The organism is Paenibacillus sp. Marseille-Q9583, assembly GCF_976954365.1.
In genome coordinates this window covers 50,333-75,958 of the sequence record NZ_CDRJTB010000027.1, presented here as the reverse complement: position 1 = coordinate 75,958, position 25,626 = coordinate 50,333, and the positions used below count along the sequence as shown (strand labels likewise).

Annotated in this window: 13 protein-coding genes; 10 read left to right on the top strand and 3 right to left on the bottom strand. The window is 42.6% G+C overall.

Translation table 11 applies throughout. The annotated features are described in order from the left end of the window. Positions 1–22 precede the first annotated feature (22 nt). Positions 23–1,072 (top strand): NAD(P)-dependent alcohol dehydrogenase, encoded by a 1,050-nt coding sequence (locus ACWNM1_RS14520; RefSeq protein ID WP_449601478.1) that lies wholly within the window; start codon positions 23–25, stop codon positions 1,070–1,072. 173 nt (positions 1,073–1,245) lie between these two features. Here ACWNM1_RS14520 and ACWNM1_RS14515 read toward each other — a convergent pair whose 3' ends face one another. After that, positions 1,246–2,283, bottom strand: a complete 1,038-nt coding sequence (locus ACWNM1_RS14515; RefSeq protein ID WP_449601474.1) for a LacI family DNA-binding transcriptional regulator — start codon at positions 2,281–2,283, stop codon at positions 1,246–1,248. A 492-nt stretch (positions 2,284–2,775) separates the two neighbouring features. Between ACWNM1_RS14515 and ACWNM1_RS14510 the strand changes: the two genes are divergently transcribed. The 7 genes from ACWNM1_RS14510 (at position 2,776) to ACWNM1_RS14480 (ending at position 14,322) form a co-directional block, all read left to right on the top strand. Then, a complete protein-coding gene (locus ACWNM1_RS14510; protein WP_449601477.1) occupies positions 2,776–3,669 on the top strand; it encodes an ABC transporter permease in 894 nt (297 codons plus the stop codon). A gap of 17 nt (positions 3,670–3,686) precedes the next feature. Then, complete coding sequence (locus ACWNM1_RS14505) at positions 3,687–4,568, top strand: carbohydrate ABC transporter permease (protein WP_042125286.1); 882 nt, start codon at positions 3,687–3,689, stop codon at positions 4,566–4,568. 61 nt (positions 4,569–4,629) lie between these two features. After that, positions 4,630–6,240, top strand: a complete 1,611-nt coding sequence (locus ACWNM1_RS14500) for an ABC transporter substrate-binding protein (RefSeq protein WP_449601473.1) — start codon at positions 4,630–4,632, stop codon at positions 6,238–6,240. Between the two features lie 130 nt (positions 6,241–6,370). Beyond that, on the top strand, positions 6,371–7,852 hold the full coding sequence (locus tag ACWNM1_RS14495; RefSeq protein WP_449601472.1) for a glycoside hydrolase family 32 protein: 1,482 nt from the start codon (positions 6,371–6,373) through the stop codon (positions 7,850–7,852). A gap of 21 nt (positions 7,853–7,873) precedes the next feature. Next, a complete protein-coding gene (locus ACWNM1_RS14490; protein ID WP_449601471.1) occupies positions 7,874–8,767 on the top strand; it encodes an ROK family protein in 894 nt (297 codons plus the stop codon). Positions 8,768–8,854: 87 nt separating this feature from the next. After that, on the top strand, positions 8,855–12,658 hold the full coding sequence (locus tag ACWNM1_RS14485) for a GH32 C-terminal domain-containing protein (RefSeq protein WP_449601470.1): 3,804 nt from the start codon (positions 8,855–8,857) through the stop codon (positions 12,656–12,658). 479 nt (positions 12,659–13,137) lie between these two features. Next, positions 13,138–14,322: a sensor histidine kinase gene (locus tag ACWNM1_RS14480; protein ID WP_449601469.1), complete on the top strand. Its 1,185-nt coding sequence runs from the start codon at positions 13,138–13,140 to the stop codon at positions 14,320–14,322. A 206-nt stretch (positions 14,323–14,528) separates the two neighbouring features. Here ACWNM1_RS14480 and ACWNM1_RS14475 read toward each other — a convergent pair whose 3' ends face one another. Beyond that, positions 14,529–16,460, bottom strand: a complete 1,932-nt coding sequence (locus ACWNM1_RS14475) for an ATP-dependent DNA helicase (RefSeq protein ID WP_449601468.1) — start codon at positions 16,458–16,460, stop codon at positions 14,529–14,531. A 335-nt stretch (positions 16,461–16,795) separates the two neighbouring features. On the opposite strand from ACWNM1_RS14475, the gene ACWNM1_RS14470 reads away from it, so the two are divergent. Beyond that, on the top strand, positions 16,796–17,242 hold the full coding sequence (locus tag ACWNM1_RS14470) for a V4R domain-containing protein (RefSeq protein WP_449601467.1): 447 nt from the start codon (positions 16,796–16,798) through the stop codon (positions 17,240–17,242). Between the two features lie 117 nt (positions 17,243–17,359). Here ACWNM1_RS14470 and ACWNM1_RS14465 read toward each other — a convergent pair whose 3' ends face one another. Further along, a complete protein-coding gene (locus tag ACWNM1_RS14465) occupies positions 17,360–20,014 on the bottom strand; it encodes a cation-translocating P-type ATPase (RefSeq protein WP_449601466.1) in 2,655 nt (884 codons plus the stop codon). Between the two features lie 548 nt (positions 20,015–20,562). Between ACWNM1_RS14465 and ACWNM1_RS14460 the strand changes: the two genes are divergently transcribed. Beyond that, positions 20,563–25,203: an endo-1,4-beta-xylanase gene (locus ACWNM1_RS14460; protein WP_449601464.1), complete on the top strand. Its 4,641-nt coding sequence runs from the start codon at positions 20,563–20,565 to the stop codon at positions 25,201–25,203. Positions 25,204–25,626 lie beyond the last annotated feature (423 nt).

The following is a 25,626-nucleotide window of genomic DNA, read 5'->3' as shown; positions in this document are numbered from 1 at the left end:
TAACCAGAAGAGAGGTTTTACTATGATAAAAGTTAATGCACGCGCTACATTCAGTCAGGAAGGTCCATTTAAGCTAACCACAATCGAACGCCGAGAACTGCAGCCGCACGATGTTCTTATTGAGATTAAATACGCTGGCATTTGCCACTCGGACATTCATACTGCCCGCGGGGAGTGGGGACCGGTCAACTATCCAATCGTTCCGGGACATGAGATCGCCGGAATTGTCAGCCAGATTGGTTCTGAAGTCACAAAGTACTCAGTGGGCGACCGGGTAGGGGTAGGTTGTATGGTTGACTCCTGTGGAGAGTGCAGTAGTTGCCATAAAGGTGAGGAGCAGTATTGCCTGAGTGGAAATACGGGCACCTATGGAGCTATCGACCGGTACGGGCAGTATACGCAAGGCGGCTATTCCACCCATATCGTCGTAACCGAGGATTTTGTGGTTCGGATCCCTGACAGTATTCCGCTTGATGCTGCTGCACCGCTTCTGTGTGCAGGAATCACCACCTATTCACCTCTGCGTCATTGGGGAGCAGCTCCTGGTAAAAAAGTAGCTGTAGTGGGTCTTGGTGGGCTTGGACATATGGCTGTGAAGATCGCTCATGCCATGGGGGCTGAGGTTACTGTTTTATCACAGTCCCTGAAGAAGAAGGAAGATGGATTGAATTTAGGGGCGGATCATTATTATGCCACTAGCGATCCGGAGACATTTAAACAGCTTGCCGGTTCGTTCGATCTAATCGTAAATACTGTAAGCGCGCAGATTAATATCGATGCCTATCTTTTGCTCTTGGCGCTGGATGGTACATTAGTCAATGTCGGTGCGCCTGCTGATCCTTTGGCAGTAAACGTATTCTCGCTGATCGGCCACCGCCGCTCGTTTGCCGGATCGATGATTGGCGGAATTCGTGAAACGCAAGAAATGCTTGATTTCTGCGCTGAACATAATATTGCATCTGAAATCGAGGTCATTTCTGCTGACCGGATTGATGAAGCCTGGGAGCGTGTGCTTGCTTCAGATGTCCGTTACCGGTTCGTCATCGACATCAGCACGATGGGGAATGAATAAGAGACGTTCTCTTTGTAGACATCACATCGTGCATTGGCTTTGTTAATGCCATTAAGAGCTATAATCCCAATAAAGGGAGTACTGACATTTTTGTAGTCTAACAAACATAAAGAACCCAAGCGATTGAATTTCTAATTGCTTGGGTTCTTTGCTTCATTTAAATTATGAATTCATCAACTGATATTAGGTGTAGAGTCTCTTATGATGAGTTTGGTATAAATATGAGAAACCTGATAGGGTTGCTTCGGATCATTGATTCGGGAAAGTAGCATTTCGGCTGCTTTGACACCCATCTCATTACTATAAATATGAACCGTAGTAAGATGGGGTTCTACAATGCTTGATTCAGGACCGTTATCAAAACCACAAATGACGATGTCGTTAGGAATGGAAAGCACATTTTTGAGTGACTTCATAAAGGTAACCGCAATATAATCGTTTGCACACACGAAAGCAGAAGGGAGCTCATTGATTTGACTTAGTCTAGTATCTGCCCACTCTGGACTTGAGAAAAATAGTTGATCGTCATCGAGAATGCATTGTGTGAGATCAAGCTGAATCCCGGATTCTATTAGTGCGCGATTAAAGCCCACCCATCTTTCATTAAAACTCCTACAGTGATTATAGTCCCCGATGAACCCCAGTGATTTGTAACCGCCCTCAATTAACTTTTTGGTAAGTTGGTATGTGCTGTGTTCGTTCTCCATGAGAAGTACATCTGCTTGGAATTCAGGGTAACAGACATCTGCAGAGCAGTCGATGAAAATAGTTGGAATACCTAGACTTGTAATCAGCTTACTATATTCGGAATTGAACAACTCAATACAAATAATTCCGTCTACATTGGAGACATCAAAATTATTAGGAAGAGACAGGGACTCTTGATCAATGTCTCTAATAATGTGCATGGATAAATTATATCCCTCTGCACTGATTCTTTTTTCCATGCCACTGATCAGTTTCGATCCAAAGTGGGAAGTGTTAGGTAAGTTTTCTGTTAATAAAGCGATGTTTCCAGAGTTTCTGGATTGAACACTCTCGGTGTCCATAAAAGCAAATTGTTTATATTTTAACTCTATTGCTTTCTTAATTACTTTGTTTCTGGTTTCATCAGGTATACCGTTCGTTCCATTTAGGGCTTTAGAAGCTGTGTTTCTGGAGATTCCTAAAGCATCCGCGATATCTTGTATGGTTACTTTTTCTCTGGCCACCTATGTAATTCACCTCTATATTCTTGTTCTTAATATTCGCCACAAATAGTGTACTATTTGCCATTATTCCAACTCTCTTAAATGTATATTAGTTTGCTAAAAATAGCAACATGATATTTACAAATGCACAATTTAGTTTACATTTTATTAGGGTGTGTATGTGCAAAAAAATAGCTTTGTTTTCATGTTTTTGAGAAAATGATGAGATTATAGTATATATCCTTATTTGAATTGGCTGTATTTGTAATTATGTAAAATAGAATACGTCATTTATGAACATAATAATTTGTCATATGCACATAAATATTTTTACAAAATGTATTGACGAACGATTAAGTGTTTGGTAAATTGTAAAAGCAGCAGGACATAAGTGAGATTGAAAGCCCTTACTGCATCAAGATGTAAACATTGATAAGAACGGAGGTAAAGGCATTGCATAACCCAATAGAAGCCGAACACGGAATAACGGTGACGCGACATAAGAGTTCCTTAATGGATTATTTAAAGAAGCACTATTTTCTTTATATTTTGCTCGCACCAGCTGTGATTCTGACCCTGATTTTTAAATACGGTCCTATGTATGGTGCGATTATCGCCTTTAAAAATTTCAGCCCAATCAAAGGAATTATGGGGAGTGAATGGGTAGGGTTGTACAACTTCGAGAAATTCCTTTCTTCCCCCAATTTCGAAGTAATCTTTTTGAATACGCTTAAATTAAGTTTCTTCGGATTAATTCTGAGTTTTCCAATTCCGATCCTGCTTGCCTTGATGTTGAATCAAATTCGCCGTGCAGGCGTCAAAAAGAACATTCAATTGTTCTTGTATGCACCTAACTTTATTTCTGTTGTCGTTGTGGTCGGGATGTTGTTTATCTTCTTGTCCCCAACGGGACCGATTAACCAGTTTTTCACCTGGCTTACAGGTGAACCAATTATGTTCATGTCTCGTCCCGAGTACTTCCGTTCGATCTACATTTTATCTGATATTTGGACCGGAGCCGGTTGGGCATCCATTATTTATGTAGCAGCGCTTGCTAATGTCGATCCTGAGTTACATAATGCAGCCAATCTTGACGGCGCTAATCTTCTACAAAGAATACGCCATATCGATCTGCCAACCATTCGTCCAATTATGGCTATTGTATTTATCCTTGCAGCTGGTGGGATTATGTCCATTGGCTTCGAAAAAGCCTATCTCATGCAAACGGCGATGAACTTACCAACCTCAGAAATCATTCCGACTTACGTTTATAAAATTGGTTTGCAGTCGGGCGATTATGCCTATTCAGCCGCAGTAGGATTGTTTAACTCTATCATCAACATCGTCTTGCTCCTCACAGTTAACTTCACCGTGAAGAAACTGAATGAGGGTGAAGGTCTTTACTAAGAAAGGAGCAACAAGCTATGCCTATTAAACATTCCGGATTAGATCGCTTTATCGTCGTGCTGAACGCGATCTTCCTGACACTGGCTGTACTTATCATCGTACTTCCTTTGATTTATGTAGTGATTGCTTCTTTTATGGATCCATCTGTGCTGCTCAGTAAAGGATTATCATTCAATCTTTCGGACTGGTCATTAGAAGGGTATAAAAAAATTCTTTCTAATCCGGCCATGATCCGAGGTTTTGGAAACTCTGTTTTATACTCTGTTTCATTTGCTATGATTACCGTTCTCGTCTCAATCTGTGCCGGTTACGCACTGTCCGATGACAGGCTCAAAGGAAAAGGGTTTTTCATGACCTTGTTTATTATCACCATGTTCTTTGGGGGCGGGCTTATACCTACATATTTGCTCGTTAAGAACCTGGGTCTGCTTGATACAGTATGGGCGGTGATCATTCCAGGGGCAGTCAATGTTTGGAACATCATTCTCTCTAGAACTTTCTTCAAAGGAGTTCCGAATGAAATGAAGGAAGCCGCTAATGTAGACGGGGCTTCGGAGATGCGGATTTTCTTCAGTGTCGTATTACCGCTCTCCAAACCGATTGTTTTTGTGCTCGCACTATATGCCTTTGTTGGCCAGTGGAATTCCTACTTTGACGCTATGATCTATTTAGATAATCCGAATCTTCATCCACTGCAACTCGTGTTGCGTTCCATCTTGATCCAGAATCAGGTAGATCCGGGCATGATCAGCGATCAACTCGCCATGGCGGAAATGAAACGATTGTCTGAAATCATCAAGTATGCTGCCATCGTTGTTTCCAGTTTGCCACTCATTGTTATGTATCCGTTCTTCCAGAAGTACTTTGAAAAAGGTGTTATGGTCGGTTCCCTTAAGTAGGAAACAGGCTGCACATAGATAAAGATTAATTCATTCATATCTAATTTGGAGGTCATACCCTATGAAAAGAATTAAGAAATCAAGAGTTTCGACGAAAGCAGCTTCTGTAACTGTACTTGCTTCACTTATGTTCCTTAGTGCATGCGGTGGAGGAGGAGGGGGAAGTGCAGCTAGTAAAGAACAGGACGCCAGCGGTAAAGTAACTTTGAACTTTATTACGCAAAGCTCTCCACTTGCACCCACTGATCCAAATGAAAAACTGATTAATAAACGTCTTGAAGAAAAGACGAATGTTCATATTAATTGGAAGAATTTTACCAAAGACGTATTTGTTGAAAAAAGAAACTTGGCTGTGGCAAGTGGTGATCTTCCTGATGCAATTTTTAATGCGGACTATAGTGACTATGAGCTGCTCAAGCTTGCTAAAGATGGTGCCATCATTCCGCTGAATGATCTCATCGAGAACAATATGCCAAACTTCAAAAAGGTGCTGGAAGAAGCACCAGAATATAAGAGTATGATTACGGCACCAGATGGCAATATTTATGCCTTTCCATGGATTGAAGAGCTGGGTAGCGGTAAAGAAAGAATCCAGGCGGTAGATAGTATGCCTTGGATCAACGTGGAATGGCTTAAGAAGCTTGGCCTTGATATGCCTAAAACAACAGAAGAATTAAAGGAAGTATTAATTGCATTCAAGACAAAAGATCCAAATGGCAACGGTAAGGCTGACGAAATTCCATTGTCCTTTATTAACAAGCCTGGAGCAGAAGATCTGGCATTCCTATTTGCTTCGTTTGGATTGGGTGAGAACCCTGACCATGCGGTTGTGAGCAATGATGGGAAAGTAATATTTACGGCGGCACAAGAAGACTACAAGGAAGCAGTTTCTTTTATTAACGAGCTGTATAAAGAAGGACTCATTGATATTGAAGCCTACACACAAGACTGGAGTACTTACCTTGCAAAAGGAAAGGATCAGAAATACGGACTTTACTTCTCATGGGATAAGGCCAATATCACCGGAGATAATGACAGCTACGAAGTTATGCCTCCACTTGCTGGACCCGATGGTGAAGTTAACGTAACAAGAACGAACGCGCTTGGTTTGGGAAGAGGTAAGATGGTTGTCACAAGCGCCAATAAGAACTTGGAAACGACAGCGAAATGGGTTGATCAACTCTTCGATCCGATTCAATCTGTACAGAACAACTGGGGGACATATGGAGATGAAAACCAGCAGAATATTTTCGAATTTGATAAAGAAAAAGGAATGCTGAAACATTTGCCACTGGAGGGTGCAGCTCCTGTAGAGCTACGTGAGAAAACAAGTGTCGGTGGACCCCTAGCTATTCTTGATTCTTATTATGGGAAATACACAACCATGCCGGATGATGCCAAAAGCAGAATGGATATTATCAAGAATATCATGGCGCCAAATATGAAAGCAGAAAACGTAATGCCGAGTGTATTCCATTCCATTCAAGAGCTTGATCGCCTTACGACAATTGAAACGGATCTTTTTGCCTACGTGCTTAGAATGCGCACGGAATGGTACCAAAACGGTAAAGTCGAAGCGCAGTGGGATGAATATCTGAAAGAATTGGATCGTCTGGGCTTGCAAGAATGGCTTCAAATTAAACAAGGCGGATATGATAGAGCAACCCAATAACAAATAATTAATATTGTGGGGTGAAGGCCGTGTTCCATGCAGTTACACTGCTATACACGACCTTCATCTATATAAAGAGAGATGATCTTAGAACTAAGATCTTATTACGGGAGTAAAGGAGAAAACAATAATGTCTACGATTGCGAAACAAAATTACCGAGGTGTGTATCATTTTTCCCCTAAGGAAAAGTGGATGAACGATCCAAACGGAATGGTTTATTTTGAGGGTGAATATCATTTGTTCTTTCAGCACCATCCAGGTGGAATGACCATGGGAGCTATGCACTGGGGCCATGCGGTTAGCAAGGATCTTGTTACTTGGGATGAACTGCCTATCGCTCTCGCTCCAGATGAATTAGGTATGATTTTTTCCGGCAGTGCTGTAGTTGACTGGAATAATACGACTGGATTTTTTGAAGGTAAACCAGGTTTAGTAGCGATTTTTACGCATCATTTGGATATGCCAGAAGGCAAGCCAGCCATTCAGCGTCAAAGCTTGGCCTACAGTAAAGATAACGGAAGAACCTGGACGAAATATGAAGGAAACCCGGTACTTGAACATGATACATTCATTGATTTCCGTGACCCCAAAGTATTTTGGAATCAAGATACGAATCAATGGGTGATGATTGTAGCTTGTGGTCAAACGGTGTGTTTATATCATTCTCCTGATCTAATTAACTGGACATATGCCAGCGAATTTGGTAACGGAATCGGTTCTCATGACGGGGTATGGGAATGCCCAGACTTGTTCCCACTTGCTATTGATGGCGATCATTCGAACACGAAATGGGTGATGCTTGTGAGCATCGGTGCGGATCCCGCTTTTGTGGAAGGGTCAAGAACTCAGTATTTCACAGGGGATTTTGATGGAGAAGTGTTCACGCCAGATGAAGATTCGATAAAAGTTCGCTGGATTGATTATGGAAGAGATAATTATGCAGGTGTAAGCTGGTCTGATATACCGGCTGAAGATGGAAGACGACTATTTATCGGCTGGATGAGCAACTGGATGTATGCTAACAAGACGCCGGCAGAAGAATTCCGCGGCACGATGACGATTGCAAGGGAACTTCAACTCGAATCAAGACAAGGGGAGATCTTTCTTGTGCAGAAGCCGGTACGGGAGCTAGAATCTGCTCGTGTACAAGTCCTTTCTGTGAAAGAGGCAACGGTGCAAGAAATCAATACTCTTCTTAAGGAGATTCACTTGGAATCTTATGAGATTATAGCTGAGTTCACTCGAGGTAAATCTGTAGGCTTCAAAGTAAGATTAGGTGTGGACAGTCAAACAGTGATCGGTATCAACGGTGAGACAGAGGAGCTTTATGTAGATCGGATGGCTTCAGATCAGCATGATTTCCACGAACATTTCGTAGGACATCATTCAGCCAAGCTCGAAGCGCTTGATGAGTCAAATGATCTCCGTATTTTTGTGGATCGCTCTTCAGTTGAGGCGTTCAGTAATGGTGGTCAGGCAGTGATTACGGATCTTATATTCCCTGGACTAGAATCTAAAGGTATAGCTGTGTTTGCAGAAAATGAGAATGACTTGCTGATTTCCCTGGATATCTATGAGCTTACTCCCTCTGCTGAGCAAGACAAGAATTAGTCATCGAGAGGAGTCATGTATATGCGTATAGGAGCGATTGAAGCTGGTGGGACGAAGTTTATATGTGGCATTGGGAATGAAAATGGAGATATTGAAGATCAGATTAGTTTCCCAACAGAACATCCTGAGGTGACGTTGCCCAAAGTTATTCAATATTTTCAAGGCAAGCAAGTAGAAGCTATCGGAATTGGATCGTTTGGTCCGATTGATATTCACACAGACAGCCCGACGTATGGTTACGTTACAACAACACCAAAGCCAGGGTGGGGAAATTACAATATGCTGGGCACTTTGAAAAGAAACTTTTCGGTTCCTTTTGGATGGGACACGGATGTCAATGCGGCGGCATTTGGTGAAGCCAAATGTGGCGCTGCCCAAGGGTTATCCAGCTGTTTGTACTATACAGTTGGCACGGGTGTTGGTGTGGGAGTGTATTCAGAAGGTAAACTCATACATGGTCTTGTGCATCCTGAAGGGGGTCATATTCTTACGAGACGCCATCCTGACGATGTATTCCCAGGGGGATGTCCCTATCATGGGGACTGCCTAGAAGGGATGGCGGCAGGTCCTGCTATTGAAGCAAGGTGGGGGAAGAAGGGCCATGAACTTCCTATGGATCACCTTGCATGGGAAATGGAAGCATTTTATATTGCACAGTCGATTACGGGTGCTATATTGCTTAACTCTCCTCAGAAAATCATTCTGGGTGGTGGTGTTATGCAGCAGTCACAATTGTTCCCACTGATCCGTCAGGCTGTGCTTCAGAACCTGAACGGCTATGTCAGCTCAAGTACCATTTTGGAACACATAGATGAGTATATCGTTCCACCAGGACTAGGCCAACAGGCGGGATTATGCGGTGCTCTGGCTCTTGGACTTACAGCACTGGAAAGTCAGAATTCTGCTCAATTGTAAAAGAATATATAGAGGAGGTCAGTGCAGTAATGAATTGGCCTCCTTCTTGTTTTTCAATATTAATGATAGAAAAAGAGGGCAAAGAAGATGAAAAATAAAGGAAAAGTCGCAATATGCTTTCTTATGGTAACAGGACTTGTAATGACTTCAGCAGGCATTTATGTAGCAAATCCCGGGACTGGATGGGCTGCGGTCGCTGAACAGGAGGTAAGCAAACGAGCTAAGGAGGGACTTTCTATTTTTGAAAGCGTAACCAATACAAATACGAATTTGACAGGCTGGCAAATAAAAGGAAAAGGTAATTTGGTGGATACTCCTGAAGGAATCTTACTGACTTCCGATCCAAAAGAAAATGTAATGGCAATCTCCGAAACGGTGTCAGAGGATTTTATCTATGAAGCTGACGTCATGATCAAGGATATGCAAGCTGACGCGACCTTATTGTTCCGTTCTAATGAAGCTGGCTGGGGTTCCTACATGCTCCAAATTGTTCCGAATGCAGGTATGATCCGCTTACGAGACGCAAGTGGTGGTGAAGGGAAATTAAAAGAGGAGCGGAAGGTTACAGTCAAGGCAGGAGAAATCTATCATCTCAAGGTGAAAGCAGAGGGTTCATCGCTGAAAATATATTGGGACAATGCATATAAACCTGTGATTGAGGTTCAAGATAACGCGTATCGTACAGGTAAGCTAGGACTCAATGTATGGGATGGTTCTGTTTTGTTCCAAAACATAATCGTAAGTGATCTGAAAGGAAATCTTGGTGCTGTGGTTACAAATCAAGGACAATGGCAGCCTAATATTAGCGGCAAAAAAGGAATGGTAGCAAACCAGAGTAAGTCACTGCAAATATATAACAAACAAGCTGCTGATTTTGTATATGAAGGTAATATATCTCTTCGTCCTGATTCTGTTGCAGCGCTCGCCTTTCGTTCATCGACTGATGGAACAAAGGGATATGAAGCAGCCCTTACGAAGGAAGGAAATCAGGTCCGTGTAAGCTTGACGAAAGCTAACGGAACAACCATTGCAAATTCACAGCATACCTATCCAAGTCAGACCGGAGCAAAACATCACGTAGAGATAAAGGCAAATGGAAATAGAATTCAGGTCTTCCTAGACGGATACACCCCGGCTGCAATCGATCTAACAGATAAAACCTACACCGATGGATATGCAGGAATCGTCGTTAAACAAGGAACGGCTTACTTCCAGGATACTTATGTGACGGATGCTAGCAGTTATTATAATGAAAAATATCGTCCTCAATATCACTATACGCCAATTCGTGGTTCTGCAAGTGATCCGAATGGACTGGTCTACTTCGAAGAAGAATATCATCTATTCCATCAGGACGGAGGCACATGGGCACATTCTGTCAGTAAAGATATGCTGAGCTGGAAGCGCCTTCCGATTGCGCTGCCGTGGAATGATCATGGGCATGTCTGGTCTGGATCAGCTGTGGCAGATTTGACGAATGCATCAGGCTTATTCGGGGATTCAGAAGGCAAGGGGCTGATTGCCTACTACACTTCCTATAATCCCGATGGCCCGAATGGGAATCAGCGTATCGGTCTTGCATACAGTAAGGACCAAGGTCGTACTTGGGAATATTCCAAGACGCGTCCAATGGTTGTCGAGAATCCAGGCGATAATGGAGTGGAGCCCGGAGGTTGGGATTTCCGTGATCCGAAAGTGATTCGTGATAACGACAATAACAGGTGGGTCATGGTTGTATCCGGTGGAGATCATATTCGTTTCTTTACTTCAACGAATCTACTTGATTGGACCCTAACAGATAGTTGGGGATACGGGGACTATGTTCGCGGCGGTGTATGGGAATGTCCAGATTTGCTTCAGCTTTCGGTAGACGGAACATCACAGAAGAAATGGGTTCTGATGATTAGTACAGGAGCGAATCCAAAAACAGGCGGATCAGAGGCTGAATATTTTGTGGGTCATTTAACAGCGGAAGGTAAATTCGTTAATGATAATCCGGCAGGGAAAGTATTGCGAACAGATTTTGGAAAAGAATTCTACGCTTCTATGTCTTTTTCGAACATGCCAGATCATCGCAGCGTAATGATGGCTTGGATGACAAACTGGGACTATCCGTTTGCTTTCCCAACGACCCATTGGAAGGGCGTACTGTCAATCCCAAGAGAAGTCTCATTAGTGACGACAAAAGATGGGATTCAGCTCGCTCAAAGTCCGATCAAGGAGTTGGAATTGCTGCGTAGTCAGCTGTATTCTACTGTTAACAAAGAGGTGAGTCCTTCTTCTCAGAATCTATTGAAAGGGGTTACCTCTGGTGCATACGAGATTGAAGCTGAAGTAGAAATTCCAACAGGTAGTCAGGTTAGTGAATTTGGTTTTAACGTTCGTGTAGGTGGAAGTCAGAAAACGGTAGTTGGATATAAACCTAGTGAGAGTCAGATTTTCGTGGATCGGTCTGCATCTGGTTTGACGGATTTTTCGAGTTTATTTAGTACAAGACATGAAGCACCAATGCAAACGGAGAATAAGCGTGTTAAGATGCGTATCCTTGTAGATGAGTCTTCTGTTGAGGTTTTTGGCAACAACGGTAAAGTTGTTTTCTCTGACGTCATTTTCCCGGATCCAGCCAGCAGAGCTTTGAGCTTTTACACCAAGGGAGGCAACGTAAAGGTCGTATCTCTGAAGGTGAATCGGTTAGGCTCTGTATGGAATCAGGAGTCCAATTCCGCTACCAAGATAATGATGGATACAAATGATCGTGAACTGAGCAAGGGGCAAAGCGACAAGCTCTTGGCAATGGTAGAGAATGGAACAGGTAATGGGGCACAGCCGCTGAAATGGAATTCCAGTAACAAAGATGTAGTTGAACTAAACATGGCAGATAACTCAGAGGCAACCATTGTAGGAAAAAAAGAAGGCGAGTCTATCATTACTGTCTCTACTCCAAATGGGAAGACATCAACAAGCGTATTAGTTAAGGTAACTGATGGTGAATTTCATACGAACTTAGGGGGATGGACTAAAGATCTTTCTGCAGCCTCTTGGGTCATTAGTGAAAATGGAATTCGTGGAAATTACCCCAGTGACGCGAATTATATCGCAGAGAAGCAGGCTGGAGACTTTACTTATGAAGCAGATATGATGTTAGGTAAATCCGGGGGAGCAGGTTCTATGTTGTTCCGAGCCAGCGAAGATGGACGCAGCGGATACTACTTAAATCTGGATCCGAATATGAAGTCCGTACGTCTCTTTTATAAAATCGAAAGCCGTTTTGAAGAGCGTCAAATACTGGCGAAAGTTCCGACGTTCATTCAGCCGGGTCAAACCTATAAAGTAAAAATCGAAGCGATGGGCCCGCATATTGTAGTTTATGTGGACGGGCAGAAAGTGATCGACCTGCAGGATGGCACTTTTGCAGAAGGTCGCTTTGGATTACATGTATTTGGTGGATATGTTTCATATCAAAACGTTAACGTGAGCGGAGAAACACCTGCCAACTTGACCACATCTAGTTTAGTAAATGCAAAACTACAGAAATCCCTTTATACAGCAAATCTCGCAAATGGTGAAGCTGTTACCCTGAAGGATGCGAATGATTCTACGGATCAGAAGTGGGTATTCGTGCCGACGGGGGACGATTCAGGTTCCTATTCTATTCGTACAACAGCCGGTCAGGCGCTTGATCTCGACACAGGGCAAAATAAAATTCAGTTGTACCATTATCTCGGATATAACAATCAGCGTTGGATTCTTCACAAGAATGATGATGGTACTCTAAGCATTATTTCTGCTCATCATAAGAAAGCGCTGGAAGTATCAGCGGATGGAACAACATTGTCTCTAAGCGAATTTGATCCTACTCTTGATCGGCAAAAATGGGTAATTACGAATTAACATGAGAATGATGGAACGAATGGAAGAGCGGCTAAGATTGGCTGCTCTTCTTTTTAATAGTTCGAAGACTTGACTGTACCATCAAACGGCGGTAGACCAGCATAAACTTATCGCTACAATTAAAATTTCTGCGACAGATGGGCAAGGATTCGACATCCAATGCCCATTTATCCAAAGATTGTTATACAAGATACATTTCAAGAGATTTCGGGGCCGGATTTGGTCGAGCTCCATTAAGAGGTTGTCCCATAAGTCATGAGAGGAATGACTTATGGGACAACTCTTTTTTAGGTGTTCAATATGAGTATTGCTTCAATTGCTGATATGCACTGCACACTAATGATACAGTTCCAGATCAGTGAATGGGTTGCTTGACAAAGGAATGCTGGTTTTGTGAAATATAGTAACTTACTGTTTCTTTTGAAGCAGGAAAATATACATATATATTGAATACAAAACAACAAAGAGGGAGGATGAAAATGTCATATAGAGCAGATGCATTACGTTCGTCATTAACCCTAGCTGTTCCAATTATTTTAGATAGGCATTACCATTCTATAACTATGAATAATATCGAATCCGCCTGGTTTGTAAAGACGCATAAGGAATTGTTAGATTCAACATTCAACAAGATATTAATGAGTATGATAGAGGCACTGTTCTTGGATTCCTTTGATTACGACCAATACCTAAACATACTAGAAAAAGAGGGGGTGGAGCAAGGGATTTATACTGCAGAAATATTCGGTGATCATTTTGATATCTTACTTGAAATGAGCAAGGATTTAATCTTAATCGCTCAGAATATTATGTTTAAGATCATTGAAGAGATGGAAGATGATTCTACGACTCGATTGTTTTTTTATAATCGTTTAATGGAAAGCAACTGGACCGGTTTTACGGGCTTTGCAAAGGGTTATTTATCTAATAAAAATCAACAGATTGACAATTTGCATGAACAAAAAATTGCTGTTATGGGACAAATGGCAGCAGGTATGGCACATGAAATACGGAATCCGCTTGCTTCGATTAAAGGGTTTGCCCAGCTTGTAAATAACAGGCTATATGAACCGGAGATCAAGGCGGATGAATTGCGTGCGTATCTGGATATAACCATCAAAGAGATTGATGCTCTGAACGGATTAGTAACGGACTTCCTAGTACTGGCTCGAAAAGGAGATAGTTCGAAAAATAACGGCGTAGTATATAACGTTATCGAGGTTATACATAGAGTTAATAACATCGTGAATCAACTCATACTTAGTGATGATATTATTCTTACCGTGGAGTATTCTCTAGAGAAAGTACTAACGTATGGAAACGCCTCTCGACTAGAGCAGGTAATTCTAAATATATTAAAAAATAGTATTGATTCATTCACAGCATTTAGCGGCAGAATAGACATTACAGTTAGCACCTCTGCTGAGACTAACGAAATTATACTTATTTTTAAAGACAATGGGGAAGGAATTCCACAGGATAAATTAAAGCGGATATTTGACCCTTTCTTTACAACCAAGCAAAAAGGGACAGGAATTGGATTATCAATTTGTAAACAATTAATAGAAATGTATGGGGGACAAATTAAGGTAGACTCAGAAGTTGAGGTAGGTACTAGCGTGATGGTTATTTTGCCTTGGGTAAATGATTATCGTCACATTTGAGGCTACGAACAATTTGAATGATAGAATGAAGGATGATAAATAGATCATCAGCTTCGGAGAGCTGATAGAGCAAAAAATAGACAAGCCTGGCACAGAAGCGCTTCAGGCTTGTCTATTATTTTTCATGCTGAAAAGGATCCCCCAAGCGATACACAGTATCGCTATTCAAAAAAATACGCGTTCCTTTGAGGACGGTACAGCCTGTTCTACTTAACGCTAAGTTGTATCTCTTTTTCTTTTACAAACTTCTCCAGCACTCTAAAATCCTCGGTAACCTTTTTAAATGGTAAAGATTTCAGTGCCTTATCCCGGTAATCCTTTTTTGCAGCAGCAGACAGACGGGAATCAAGTATGCTGAGTACACCAAGGTCAGTCTCACTACGGATCAGTCGCCCGGTTCCTTGTCTTAACCGAAGCAGCATGTCCGGTACGAAAACGTCATTTAAGGGTTCCTTCGCCAATGATGCCTTATATTCATAGACAGGATCGGAAGGAACAGGGAAAGGCAGACGGAAAATAATTAACTGCGACAAATCAGAACCTTCGATATTGACGCCTTCCCAGAATACACCGGTACTAAGAAGAACGCCTTTACTGCCACGAAATTCAGCGATCACCCCGTCCTGAGACGATCCTTCTCTTTGAACATGCACCGCCCATGCAAGCTTCTCGGATTTTAATTTATTATGAATGTACTTCATATCTTCCTTCGCTGAAAAAAGAACCAATGTCCGTCCGTCCGTTAAATTACAGAGCCTCAGCATTTCTTTGTATGCCGCTTCAAGATAACCTACCTTGTTCTGATGGTTGTAGTAAGGGATGTCCTTAGCAATATACATCATGCTGTGGTTGTCATAATCAAACGGCGAAGCCTGGCGCTCCATATAATCTCCCTTGTAACCGAGCGACTGCGTCAGATATGCATATTGTTCCTCTAGTGTTTCTCCGGTTTGGCACATGGTTGCTGACGTTAAAATAACAGATGTTTTCCCGTTAAATAAGCTATATCTTAGGAACTGGCTTATGCCTTTAGGACAGATACTAATAGTGGCCTCACGCTGGGTATTGCTTCCCCAAATCAGGTAGTTATCCTGGACTCCGGCTAGTACATCAAAGAGATCTATAAGTCCGTTTATGGCTTCAAAAAGATTATCGATCTCTCGCTCATGCTTGGAAGTTAAGACGGATAAGCTGAGATTAAACTCTTTCAAAACCTGAGCCACCCGCTTTAACGGAGTCCCTGTGATCTCTGACACTTTTATCCGGTCATTATCCTGCTTGGCTGTTTGCAGCAAATCCGCTTCTACCTGTTTGAAAATATGACCCACGCATCTTTTTAAAAATTTAAATTGCGGCAAAAGGCTGTTATCTGCGGATTGCTTGAAGAGAATCTGTAAGGTGTCATCCAGAATACGGCAGGTTCCCCGGTATGTAAACTCGAGCGTTCTAGCATCTCTAACCTTTGCTTCCAGATTATGAGCTTCATCGATTACGATCAGAGCTGGCCGTTCAGTGATTAATCCCTTCGTTCCTTCTTTTTTCTTGATCAAATCACGGATGAGCAGGTCCTGGTTGACGATAATAAAATCCATGTCGCTGGCGTCGGCGTTAATCTTCGCTCTCATCTCGTAAAATGAACATGTACTTTTATAATGGCATCGTTCAAATTTACAATCATTCACACAAACATTAGACCATACTGCATCACTAACTCCGCCCTTAATATCTGCTCGCTCATCAATGTCATAATTCACAATACGCTGGGCAAGCGTAGATAGAGGAGAGCTTGAATCATCAGGTTGTAACAGGTCTGTTGCCCTGTATCGGCAAGCATATTGCCCCATGCCTTTTCCGACTACGGAGCGAACCGATGTAAATCCGAGCCGGCTTCCGATGAATCTCAGATCTTTATGGATCTGTTCTGAAAGTTGTATGGAGGATGTTGCAATAATGATCGGTTGCCTTGAGACTTGGTTAATGAGCAGGCTGGGTATGAGGTATGCAAAGGACTTACCGATGCCGACTCCAGCTTCAATCATTGCGTTTCTACCATTAATATAAGCATCAGCGATATCCAGAGACATATCTTGCTGGCCGATCCGCTCTTTAAGTCCAATCCTGGGAAATCTATCATACATCCGAAAGATGGCATTGACTAAAGAGGGCTCAATGTCCTTTTTTAGCTCCCGCTTCTGTAATTTATATAGATCACTTAACCAGCTAATAACGACCGCCTCTTTTCAAAATCAATTTTCTTCCAGTCCTAGTTTTTTGGGTGAGGTTGTAATTATCATAGATGAAGCGCTAACAGTCAAGTGTCAGAATATAAAAATAATGATTGTTAACCCTTGTTCTTCCAATCATTAGGGATAGGAAGTGCGTAGAATCACAAAGCATTTATTTGATACGTTTATACTCAATATATCAATTAAATTTAAAATATAAATTACATAAGAATTTGGAGGCTACAGGCATGGATCATTTTACTTTTGTAGATATGAAAAAAATAAAGAGAGAAAATTTGGGTAACGCTGTACCCTTAGAGCTGTTCAGAACGATTAGACTTATTGGATTATACCAAGCGTTACCCATGAATGGTAAGGGCACAACGTTGACCATAGGAAGAAAAATTGGGGAAGAGTTTGGTGTTACCTCCGTTAATGAACTATTCGGGTTATTCGAACAAATGAAGATAGGGATCCCAATAATAACCCATGAAGATGACAAGGGAATGTCAATTGCAGTACACGATTGTTTCTGCGAAGGGTTACCTATTATGGAAGGGAAAATGGTATGTGACCTAGAGGGGGCCATTATCGAAGGAGCACTTAGCAAAATACGTGGGAAACGAGTTTCCGTCCGGGAAGTCAAATGTAATGTTCATGGGGATGAATGTTGTGAATATATAGTTAAATATTAAAATTTACGTGATATTTCGATCATATTACGGATGTTTGAATCAGATGTGTAAATGACAGAAGAACAGCGATTCTCCATTCTCGGAGAATCGCTGTTTTGTCTTTTTGTTCAATTGTGATCAAGAAGCTGATTTAGGAGTAAACGCTCTACGAATAACCTTCGTCAATTCCATTAGGATGACGGCGCCGAGTGCCAGACCGCTTGCAATCAGCCAATCGGACATTCCGAATGAAGCTGGAATCGAGAAGATTTCTCTAACTCCTGGCAGAACTGCAATCCCGTAAAAGGCAAAGCAGACCAAAACGGCTCCGATGACATATTTGTTGCTGAAAAACCCAGCTTCAATAGCTGTTTGACTGTTCGAGCGAGCGGCAAAGGTCTGAAGTGTACGAGACAGGATCAGGGTTGTAAATGCCATAGCCACGCCCATATCAGGGGAATGCTGGAGTCCGATATACAGGGATATAATTACGGCTATACCTATAAGTAGACCACGGGTAATAATAGCCTGCATCATTCCTCCGGCAAATATACCTTCCTTCAGTTCTCTTGGATTTCTATTCATCACGTTAGGTTCAGGTTTCTCCATACCAAGGGCAATGGCGGGCAGTGAATCATTCGCCAGATTGATAAATAGAAGCTGAATTGCTGTGAAGGGATTAATCCAGTCGAAGATCAGGGCAAACAGAATGGCGATAATCGCACCCAGGTTGCCTGAAAATAAATAGGCGATCGCTTTTTTGATATTGTCGAATACCGTTCTGCCTACAGACACAGCATTCACAATGGATACAAAATTATCATCAGTCAAAATCATGGCAGCCGCATCTTTAGCAACATCGGTTCCACTACCCATAGCAACACCGATATCTGCTTGCTTCAAGGCAGGTGCGTCATTTACGCCATCACCGGTCATGGCTGTGATTTTGCCTTTTCGCTGCCACGCCCGGACAATTCTGATCTTATTCTCCGGGGAGACTCGGGCGTACACACCAATCTGCTCAAGCTTATTATCCAATTCTGCGTCGGACATGGCGTCAAGCTCTTGACCGGTTACGGCAATTTCTTTTTCGGTCATAAGGCCGATATCACGTCCGATCGCTTGTGCGGTTGTCTTATGATCTCCAGTAATCATGATAGTCCGAATTCCAGCCTTCTTGGATTCTGCGATCGCTCCATAGACAGCTTCACGAGGGGGATCAATCATAGCTGTCAAGCCTACGAGCACCAGATTTTGTTCATCCTCAAGACCCACTTCAGTGACTGTATTTGGTACAGTTTTGTAAGCATAGGCAAGTACACGTAGTGCTCTGCTGGAGAATTCCTCATTGGCTTCAATGAAACGATCAAGAACCTCCGGTGTCATCGGCACTTCTTGTCCACTTAGTAGTACATGTGTACAAAGACTAAAGAGTACATCTGGTCCGCCTTTAGTGATCATTGCTTTTTGTCCGTTAAAAGTGTGTAAGGTCGTCATTAGCTTGCGATCCGAGTCAAAAGGAAGTTCGGCTTCACGAGGGAAATTATCGCGTATTTCCTTGTAATCTTTATTCATGCTGTTACTGAAGGCAATAAGTGCCACCTCAGTTGGATCGCCTAGTTCTTTACCATCTTCATTAATGTTAGAGTCGTTACAAAGCACGGCAATGTGTAGGAGGCGCCGGGCTTCCTCAGACCATTCTTCGGGCTCTTGATTGAATTGATCACGATCACCTTCCGGTAAAAAGTAATCTACAACCGTCATTTTATTTTGGGTCAGAGTACCGGTTTTGTCCGTACAGATGACACTGGTTGATCCAAGTGCTTCGACGGCTGGCAGCTTACGAATAATCGCATGTTGCTTAGCCATTTTGTTCGTTCCTACGGATAAGACAATCGTTACGATCGAGGATAGAGCTTCAGGAATAGCGGCGACTGCCACCGCGACTGCAAACATTAGGGCATTCAGGATGGCTTCCGTGGTATCCACTGTATCATTCGACAGCCAAACACGTCCGGCTTGGATGGCAAAGATCAAAACGGACAGCACGATAATCGCTACACCCAGCTGCTTGCTAAAGGTTTCGAGCTTACGCTGTAGTGGCGTCTGCTTGGCTTCGGCGCTCTCGATGAGTTCGGCAATTTTGCCGATTTCGGTTGTTAGTGCAGTTCCTGTTACTACAAGAGTTCCACGGCCATATACAACCAAAGAACCGCTAAACGCCATATTACGACGGTCCCCGAGTGGAGATTCCTTCGAGATGGTATCCGTATGCTTCTCTACAGCTTCGGATTCTCCGGTCAGCATGCCTTCATTGATCTTCAAGCTTCCAGATTCTATGATACGGCCGTCGGCTGGTACGAAATCTCCAGCCTCCAGTAATACGATATCACCGCGAACAAGCTCTCTGGCAGGGACGGTTTTTAAGGCTCCATCCCGCAACACTTTAGCCTCGGGTGCCGACATCTGCTGCAAGGCATCGAGTGAACTCTCTGCTTTACGAGTTTGGATGACACTTATAACTGCATTGAGAATCAACACGAGGAAAATGATAAGCGACTCCATAACTTGACCCATAACAATCTGGACAATGGCCGCAATAAGCAGTACGACCACCATAGGGTCCTTGAAATTTTCAAGAAAAAGCTTCCAGAGGGGATCTTTTTTCTTTCCTTTTAATTCATTGTAACCATCACGTTCCAGTCGTTTGTCGACTTCTGCCGACGTAAGCCCGTTAGTTGTACTCTGCACTTCCTGTAAACTGTCTGTTACATTTTTGCGGTAATACTCCACTAATGATAGCTCCTCTCCGCTGTACTGTGTCTTTTTTTTAGGTCTCATAAGCTTCGATTTACTGCATAAGTGCACATAACTGCGTGTTCTACACAAGTATGGTATACCAGTTCGTCAAATCAGTAGACTTCAGGACCTATCTTCAAACTTACGATTCAACTTGACGCAAGTTTCAAAATATGGAGCTTAGTATGCGCATATCTAAAAAAAGATCATTCGTAATCGTCCATATTGTGAAATCTTTTTAATGAATTGGGAAGGCATAGGGAATTCCTAGATCTTGCGTGTGTTTTCCTATGATTATGGGGGATAACACCTTTAGTATTAGTATAGTTGTGGATAGAATTGGAAGGTAAAATAATGTGAGTATACATGTAAGCGTTTACAAGTTGGGGGGCGATTAATAGCAAGAAAAGATGTTTCTGCAAAGAGTGCAAAGGGGTAGCACTGTTTCGTATTTTCTGATTTTAGACCGGATTGAGGGCTGTTACAAGGAATTGTAGGCAATTCGCTAATGCTAAAGACCAAAATTAGGAGGAATGCTGCAAATGAACAAAATGCTTAAACAAGTCATCTCGATCTTACTCGCAATCGCGATACTTATACCGTCAGGTTTGTTTGCTCCGGTTACGGAAGCTGCGACATCTGAAATTCCTGTACTATTGTATCATCGTATTGTCGATACAGCGACGAATGAATGGACAGATACAAGCGTAGATAAATTCAAGAGCACTATGAAATATCTTTATGATAACGGCTATAATACATTGACTGCGGATCAATATGTGAACATTAAAGCCGGTGTCGAGGCAGCTCCTGCCAAACCGATTTTACTCACTTTCGATGACGGGACTCCTGACTTTGTTACCAAAGCTCTTCCGGTATTGGATCAATACGGTATGAATGCTGTGGCATTTATTGTCACTGGATGGATTGGTGCTGGCTACAGCATGTCGCATGCGCAACTGCAAGATTTAGCGACCAACCACCCGAATATTAGTATCCAGAATCATACGGTTGACCATGCTGAAGCTAAATGGAAGACCATGACAAAGGCGGATGCTTCCGCAGAATTAGCTGAGGCTAATAATTATCTTAAAGAAATCACGAATAAAGATCCTCTTCTTTTGGCTTATCCTTATGGCGACTTCAATTCTGATGTTCAGTCTGCAGCTGCAGCGAACGGTATCAAGTACTCCTTTAAAGTAGGGTATCCTAATCAGGGGGATCATGCGCTTGGGCGTTATTACGTACAAATGGGCACAACATTATCCGAAATTGCTAATTGGATTGGTGGACCTGCACCCGGTACGACAGCACCCTCAAGTCCGGTAACGGTTTATCATGAAACCTTTGCGAATGGTAAAGGAGTTGCTATGCAATCAGGGAACGCAAGCTTGACGACAGTCACGGACAAGGTTTTTGCGGGAAATGCTGATGGGGCAGCTTTATATGTTAGTAATAGAGCTAATGACTGGGATGCGGCTGATTTCAAATTCAGCAACATAGGCCTGGTAAACGGTAAAACATATACGGTAACCGCATCCGTTTATGTTGATGCTGACGTAATTGTACCTAGTGGTGCTCAAGCATATCTGCAAACCACTGGAGGCGACAACTATGGACTTTTGACCAATGTGAATTATGAAGCGGGGAAAGAGATTACCTTAACGAAAGAATTCATAGTGGATACGAGCAAGTATTCGAATTTACGAATTCAATCGAACTCAGACGGAAAAGCTGTACCGTTTTATGTCGGTGATCTATTGATTACCGAACAGGTCACTACAGAAGAGCCAACTAGAGAACCGGCGTTACCTTTTACCACTGTTACTTTCGAGGATCAAAAGGCAGGCGGTTTTGAAGGTAGAGCAGGTACTGAAACGCTGACCGTTTCTAACGAAGCGAATCATACGGCTGGCGGTTCCTTCGCTTTAAAGGTAGAGGGTAGAGCAGATACATGGCATGCGCCTTCATTAAATGTGGAAAAATATGTTGACAAGGGCTACGAGTATAAAGTTTCCGCTTGGGTTAAGTTGATCGAACCTACAAGTGCGGAGCTTAATCTTTCTACTCAAATTGGTAAGACGAGTCCTAGTTATCCTTCAATTAGCTCGAAGACTGTTAGCACAAGCGACGGCTGGGTTAAGCTAGAAGGTAAATATCGTTATACCAGTGTAGTAGATGAATACTTGACCATTTATGTACAAAGTTCGAACAGCAAAACGGCATCCTATTATATCGACGATATCACATTTGAAAAGGTAGGATCTGGCCCGATCGAGATTCAAAAAGATTTAGCTTCGATCAAGGATACTTATAAAAATGACTTTCTGATTGGAAATGCTATATCGGGCGGAGATCTGGATGGTATTAGACTGGATCTTCTCAAGATGCATCATAATCTCGTTACCGCTGAAAATGCAATGAAGCCGGATCAGGTTTATTCTTCACCAGGCGTGTTTAACTTTACCGCACAAGATATACTTGTTGATAAAATTTCGGCTGAGGGACTGAAGCTCCATGGACACGTACTGGCATGGCATTCGCAAACCCCGGATTGGCTAAATACAACAACAGATGCGAATAAGAACAAGATTCCTTTAAGCCGGGAAGAAGCTCTCAAAAATTTGAGAACCCATATCAAAACCGTTATGGAGCATTTTGGCGACAAGGTGATTTCATGGGATGTTGTCAACGAAGCGATGAACGATAATCCTTCTAATCCAACCGATTGGAAAGCCGCGTTGCGTTCAGCCCCTTGGAAAAGCGCCATCGGAACAGACTACGTAGAGCAAGCGTTCCTGGCGGCAAGGGAAGTACTGGACTTGCATCCTGAATGGAACATTAAGTTGTATTACAATGATTACAATGATGACAATCAAAATAAAGCACAAGCCATCTATAGTATGGTCAAAGAAATCAATGATAAGTACGCACTGGAACACCCTGGTAAACTTCTTGTAGATGGTATTGGCATGCAAGCACACTACAATCTCAACACGAACCCTGAGAATGTAAAACTGTCATTGGAGAAGTTTATTTCTTTGGGTGTAGAAGTAGGTATTACAGAGCTTGATATTATGGCTGGAAGTAACTCTACAATTACCGAGCAACAAGCGAATGCTCAGGGGTATCTATATGCACAGCTGTTTAAAATCTACAAGGATCATGCAGAAAATATTTCGCGTGTGACATTCTGGGGTCTGAGTGATGGCACAAGCTGGAGAACTGAAAATAGTCCATTACCGTTTGATGGTAACTTGCAAGCTAAGCCAGCTTATTATGGTGTAATCGATCCAGATAAATTTATAGCAGAGCATACACCTGAAAGCGTAAATGCTAATCATTCAACTGCTAAATTTGCAACGCCTGTAGTTGACGGGACTGTTGATGCGGTTTGGAATGACGCTGTGGAAATGCCGATAGATCGCTATCAAATGGCGTGGCAGGGAGCGAGCGGAGTAGCAAAAGCACTCTGGGATGATGAAAATCTGTATCTTTTAGTTCAGGTCAAAGATGCACAGCTTAACAAAAGCAGTGAATATGCACATGAACAGGATTCCGTGGAAATCTTCCTGGATCAAAACAATGCAAAAACAAGCTTCTATCAAAGCGATGACGGGCAGTATAGAGTCAATTATGATAACGAGACTTCATTTAGTCCGGTAAGTATAGCAGAAGGCTTCGAATCGGCTACACAGATTTCCGGCACAAACTACACGGTTGAGGTCAAGATTCCTCTTCAAGGGATAAAACCGGCTAACGATACAAAGCTCGGGTTTGATGTACAGATTAATGACGCTAAAGACGGTATCCGTCAAAGTGTTGCTGCTTGGAATGATACGACCGGTACCGGATATATGGATACCTCCGTTTTCGGTGTGCTTACCCTTCAAGGTAAATCTACTGGATCGGAGCCAACACCAACACCAACACCGACACCTGCTCCAACAAATGAACCATCAGGTAACGGTAACTCTGTTAGTGTTGTAACAACTCCACAGCCTGTAGAAATTGTGAACAAAGCGGGTGTTGTTACGATAAAACCGGCGCTGAAATCCAGTAACGGGCGCACCATAGGTTCGATCTCCAGTGACAGCTTGAAAAAAGCGCTTGAACAAGCTATTCCTGCGGCAAACGGCAAGAAGCAAATCGTTATTGAAGTGCCAAAGCAAACGGATGCGAAATTGTATGATATACAATTACCTGCCCAAAGCTTGACGGGTAATGAAAATTATGAGCTATTGCTGAAGTCGGAAAAGGCTACAATTCAAATTCCAAGCAATATGCTGTCCAATGTAAAAGATCTTGCTGAGCAGGTGACCATTCGTATAAGTGAAGTTTCTGCGGACAGCCTGAGTGCAGTAACCCGCAATTTGATTGGCAACCGTCCGGTTATTGATCTAAGCGTAGTATCAGGTGATAAAGTTATTCCGTGGAATAATCCTGATGCACCAGTAACGGTAGCCATTTCGTACACACCGACAGCGGAGGAATTAAATAATCCAGATTCCATCGTTGTGTGGTACATTGACGGTAAAGGCAACATAGTACCGGTTCCTAACGGCCGATATGATGCTACAACTCAAACGGTTGTATTTCAAACGACCCACTTCAGTATTTATGCAGTAACCTTTGTAAATAAACACTTCGGAGACCTGCAAAACGTGTCTTGGGCAAAACAAGCTATAGACGCTATGGCTGCTCGCGATATCATTAAAGGGACTGACATGAATAGCTTCTCGCCTACAGCTTCTATTAAACGGGCGGATTTCGTTGCTCTTCTCGTAAGGGCACTTGAACTAAAGGGAACTGGTAAAAGCACTGCATTGTTCGGTGATATCCAAAAGACAGACTATTATTATGATGAACTGGTCATCGCGAAGGAACTGGGAATTGTGACAGGTTTAGAAGATGGTACGTTCAGACCAAACAGCAGTATTTCCCGGCAGGATATGATGGTGCTGACTGCGCGTGCGCTAGCGGCATCCGGCAAGCAAATCAAGGCGAGTGGAACTTTCAATGCTTATCTGGATGAAGCAAGCATCTCCAGCTACGCGAAAGACAGTGCATCATTGTTGATCAAATTTGGAGTTGTGAACGGTAAGAATGGTCGAATTGCACCAAACGACACGCTTACCCGTGCTGAAGCAGCAGTTATCTTGTACCGCATCTGGAAGCTGTAGGCTTAGCTTAGAGAGAAAGTCTTTATAGGCGGTTACAAGATATAATCAAAAAAACGTAAACGACAGAAAACAGCGATTCTCCTATCCATGGAGAATCGCTGTTTTTGTTTTTGAATAGGACACAACGGATATGGGCTATGCCAGAAATGAGTTCAAGGGGTGCACGTAAGGAGTGCCAGAGCCCGGGTTTATTTGCTTCTTTATAGGAGTTGCTTTTTGTTCCTCTGCTTCAGGGTCAAACCTGTAGAATTATGGGGAAATCTTCCACATATTTCTACATTAAAAGATCATGTGGATGGAGTATAGGGAAATCCTCCCTATAATTCAGCTGAACTCGGTGTGTTTTATTGAAATTTGGCAATATATAGGGAGGAATTCCGTATAATCTGCTCATATAACAGCTGTGAGCTAATTTATAGGGGG

Excerpts from the sequence above, each read along its gene's own strand:
- ACWNM1_RS14520 (WP_449601478.1), top strand. The coding sequence starts at position 23 with ATGATAAAAGTTAATGCACGCGCTACATTCAGTCAGGAAGGTCCATTT.
- ACWNM1_RS14510 (WP_449601477.1), top strand. The coding sequence starts at position 2,776 with ATGGATTATTTAAAGAAGCACTATTTTCTTTATATTTTGCTCGCACCA.
- ACWNM1_RS14505 (WP_042125286.1), top strand. The coding sequence starts at position 3,687 with ATGCCTATTAAACATTCCGGATTAGATCGCTTTATCGTCGTGCTGAAC.
- ACWNM1_RS14500 (WP_449601473.1), top strand. The coding sequence starts at position 4,630 with ATGAAAAGAATTAAGAAATCAAGAGTTTCGACGAAAGCAGCTTCTGTA.
- ACWNM1_RS14495 (WP_449601472.1), top strand. The coding sequence starts at position 6,371 with ATGTCTACGATTGCGAAACAAAATTACCGAGGTGTGTATCATTTTTCC.
- ACWNM1_RS14490 (WP_449601471.1), top strand. The coding sequence starts at position 7,874 with ATGCGTATAGGAGCGATTGAAGCTGGTGGGACGAAGTTTATATGTGGC.
- ACWNM1_RS14485 (WP_449601470.1), top strand. The coding sequence starts at position 8,855 with ATGAAAAATAAAGGAAAAGTCGCAATATGCTTTCTTATGGTAACAGGA.
- ACWNM1_RS14480 (WP_449601469.1), top strand. The coding sequence starts at position 13,138 with ATGTCATATAGAGCAGATGCATTACGTTCGTCATTAACCCTAGCTGTT.
- ACWNM1_RS14475 (WP_449601468.1), bottom strand. The coding sequence starts at position 16,460 with ATGTATGATAGATTTCCCAGGATTGGACTTAAAGAGCGGATCGGCCAG.
- ACWNM1_RS14470 (WP_449601467.1), top strand. The coding sequence starts at position 16,796 with ATGGATCATTTTACTTTTGTAGATATGAAAAAAATAAAGAGAGAAAAT.
- ACWNM1_RS14460 (WP_449601464.1), top strand. The coding sequence starts at position 20,563 with ATGAACAAAATGCTTAAACAAGTCATCTCGATCTTACTCGCAATCGCG.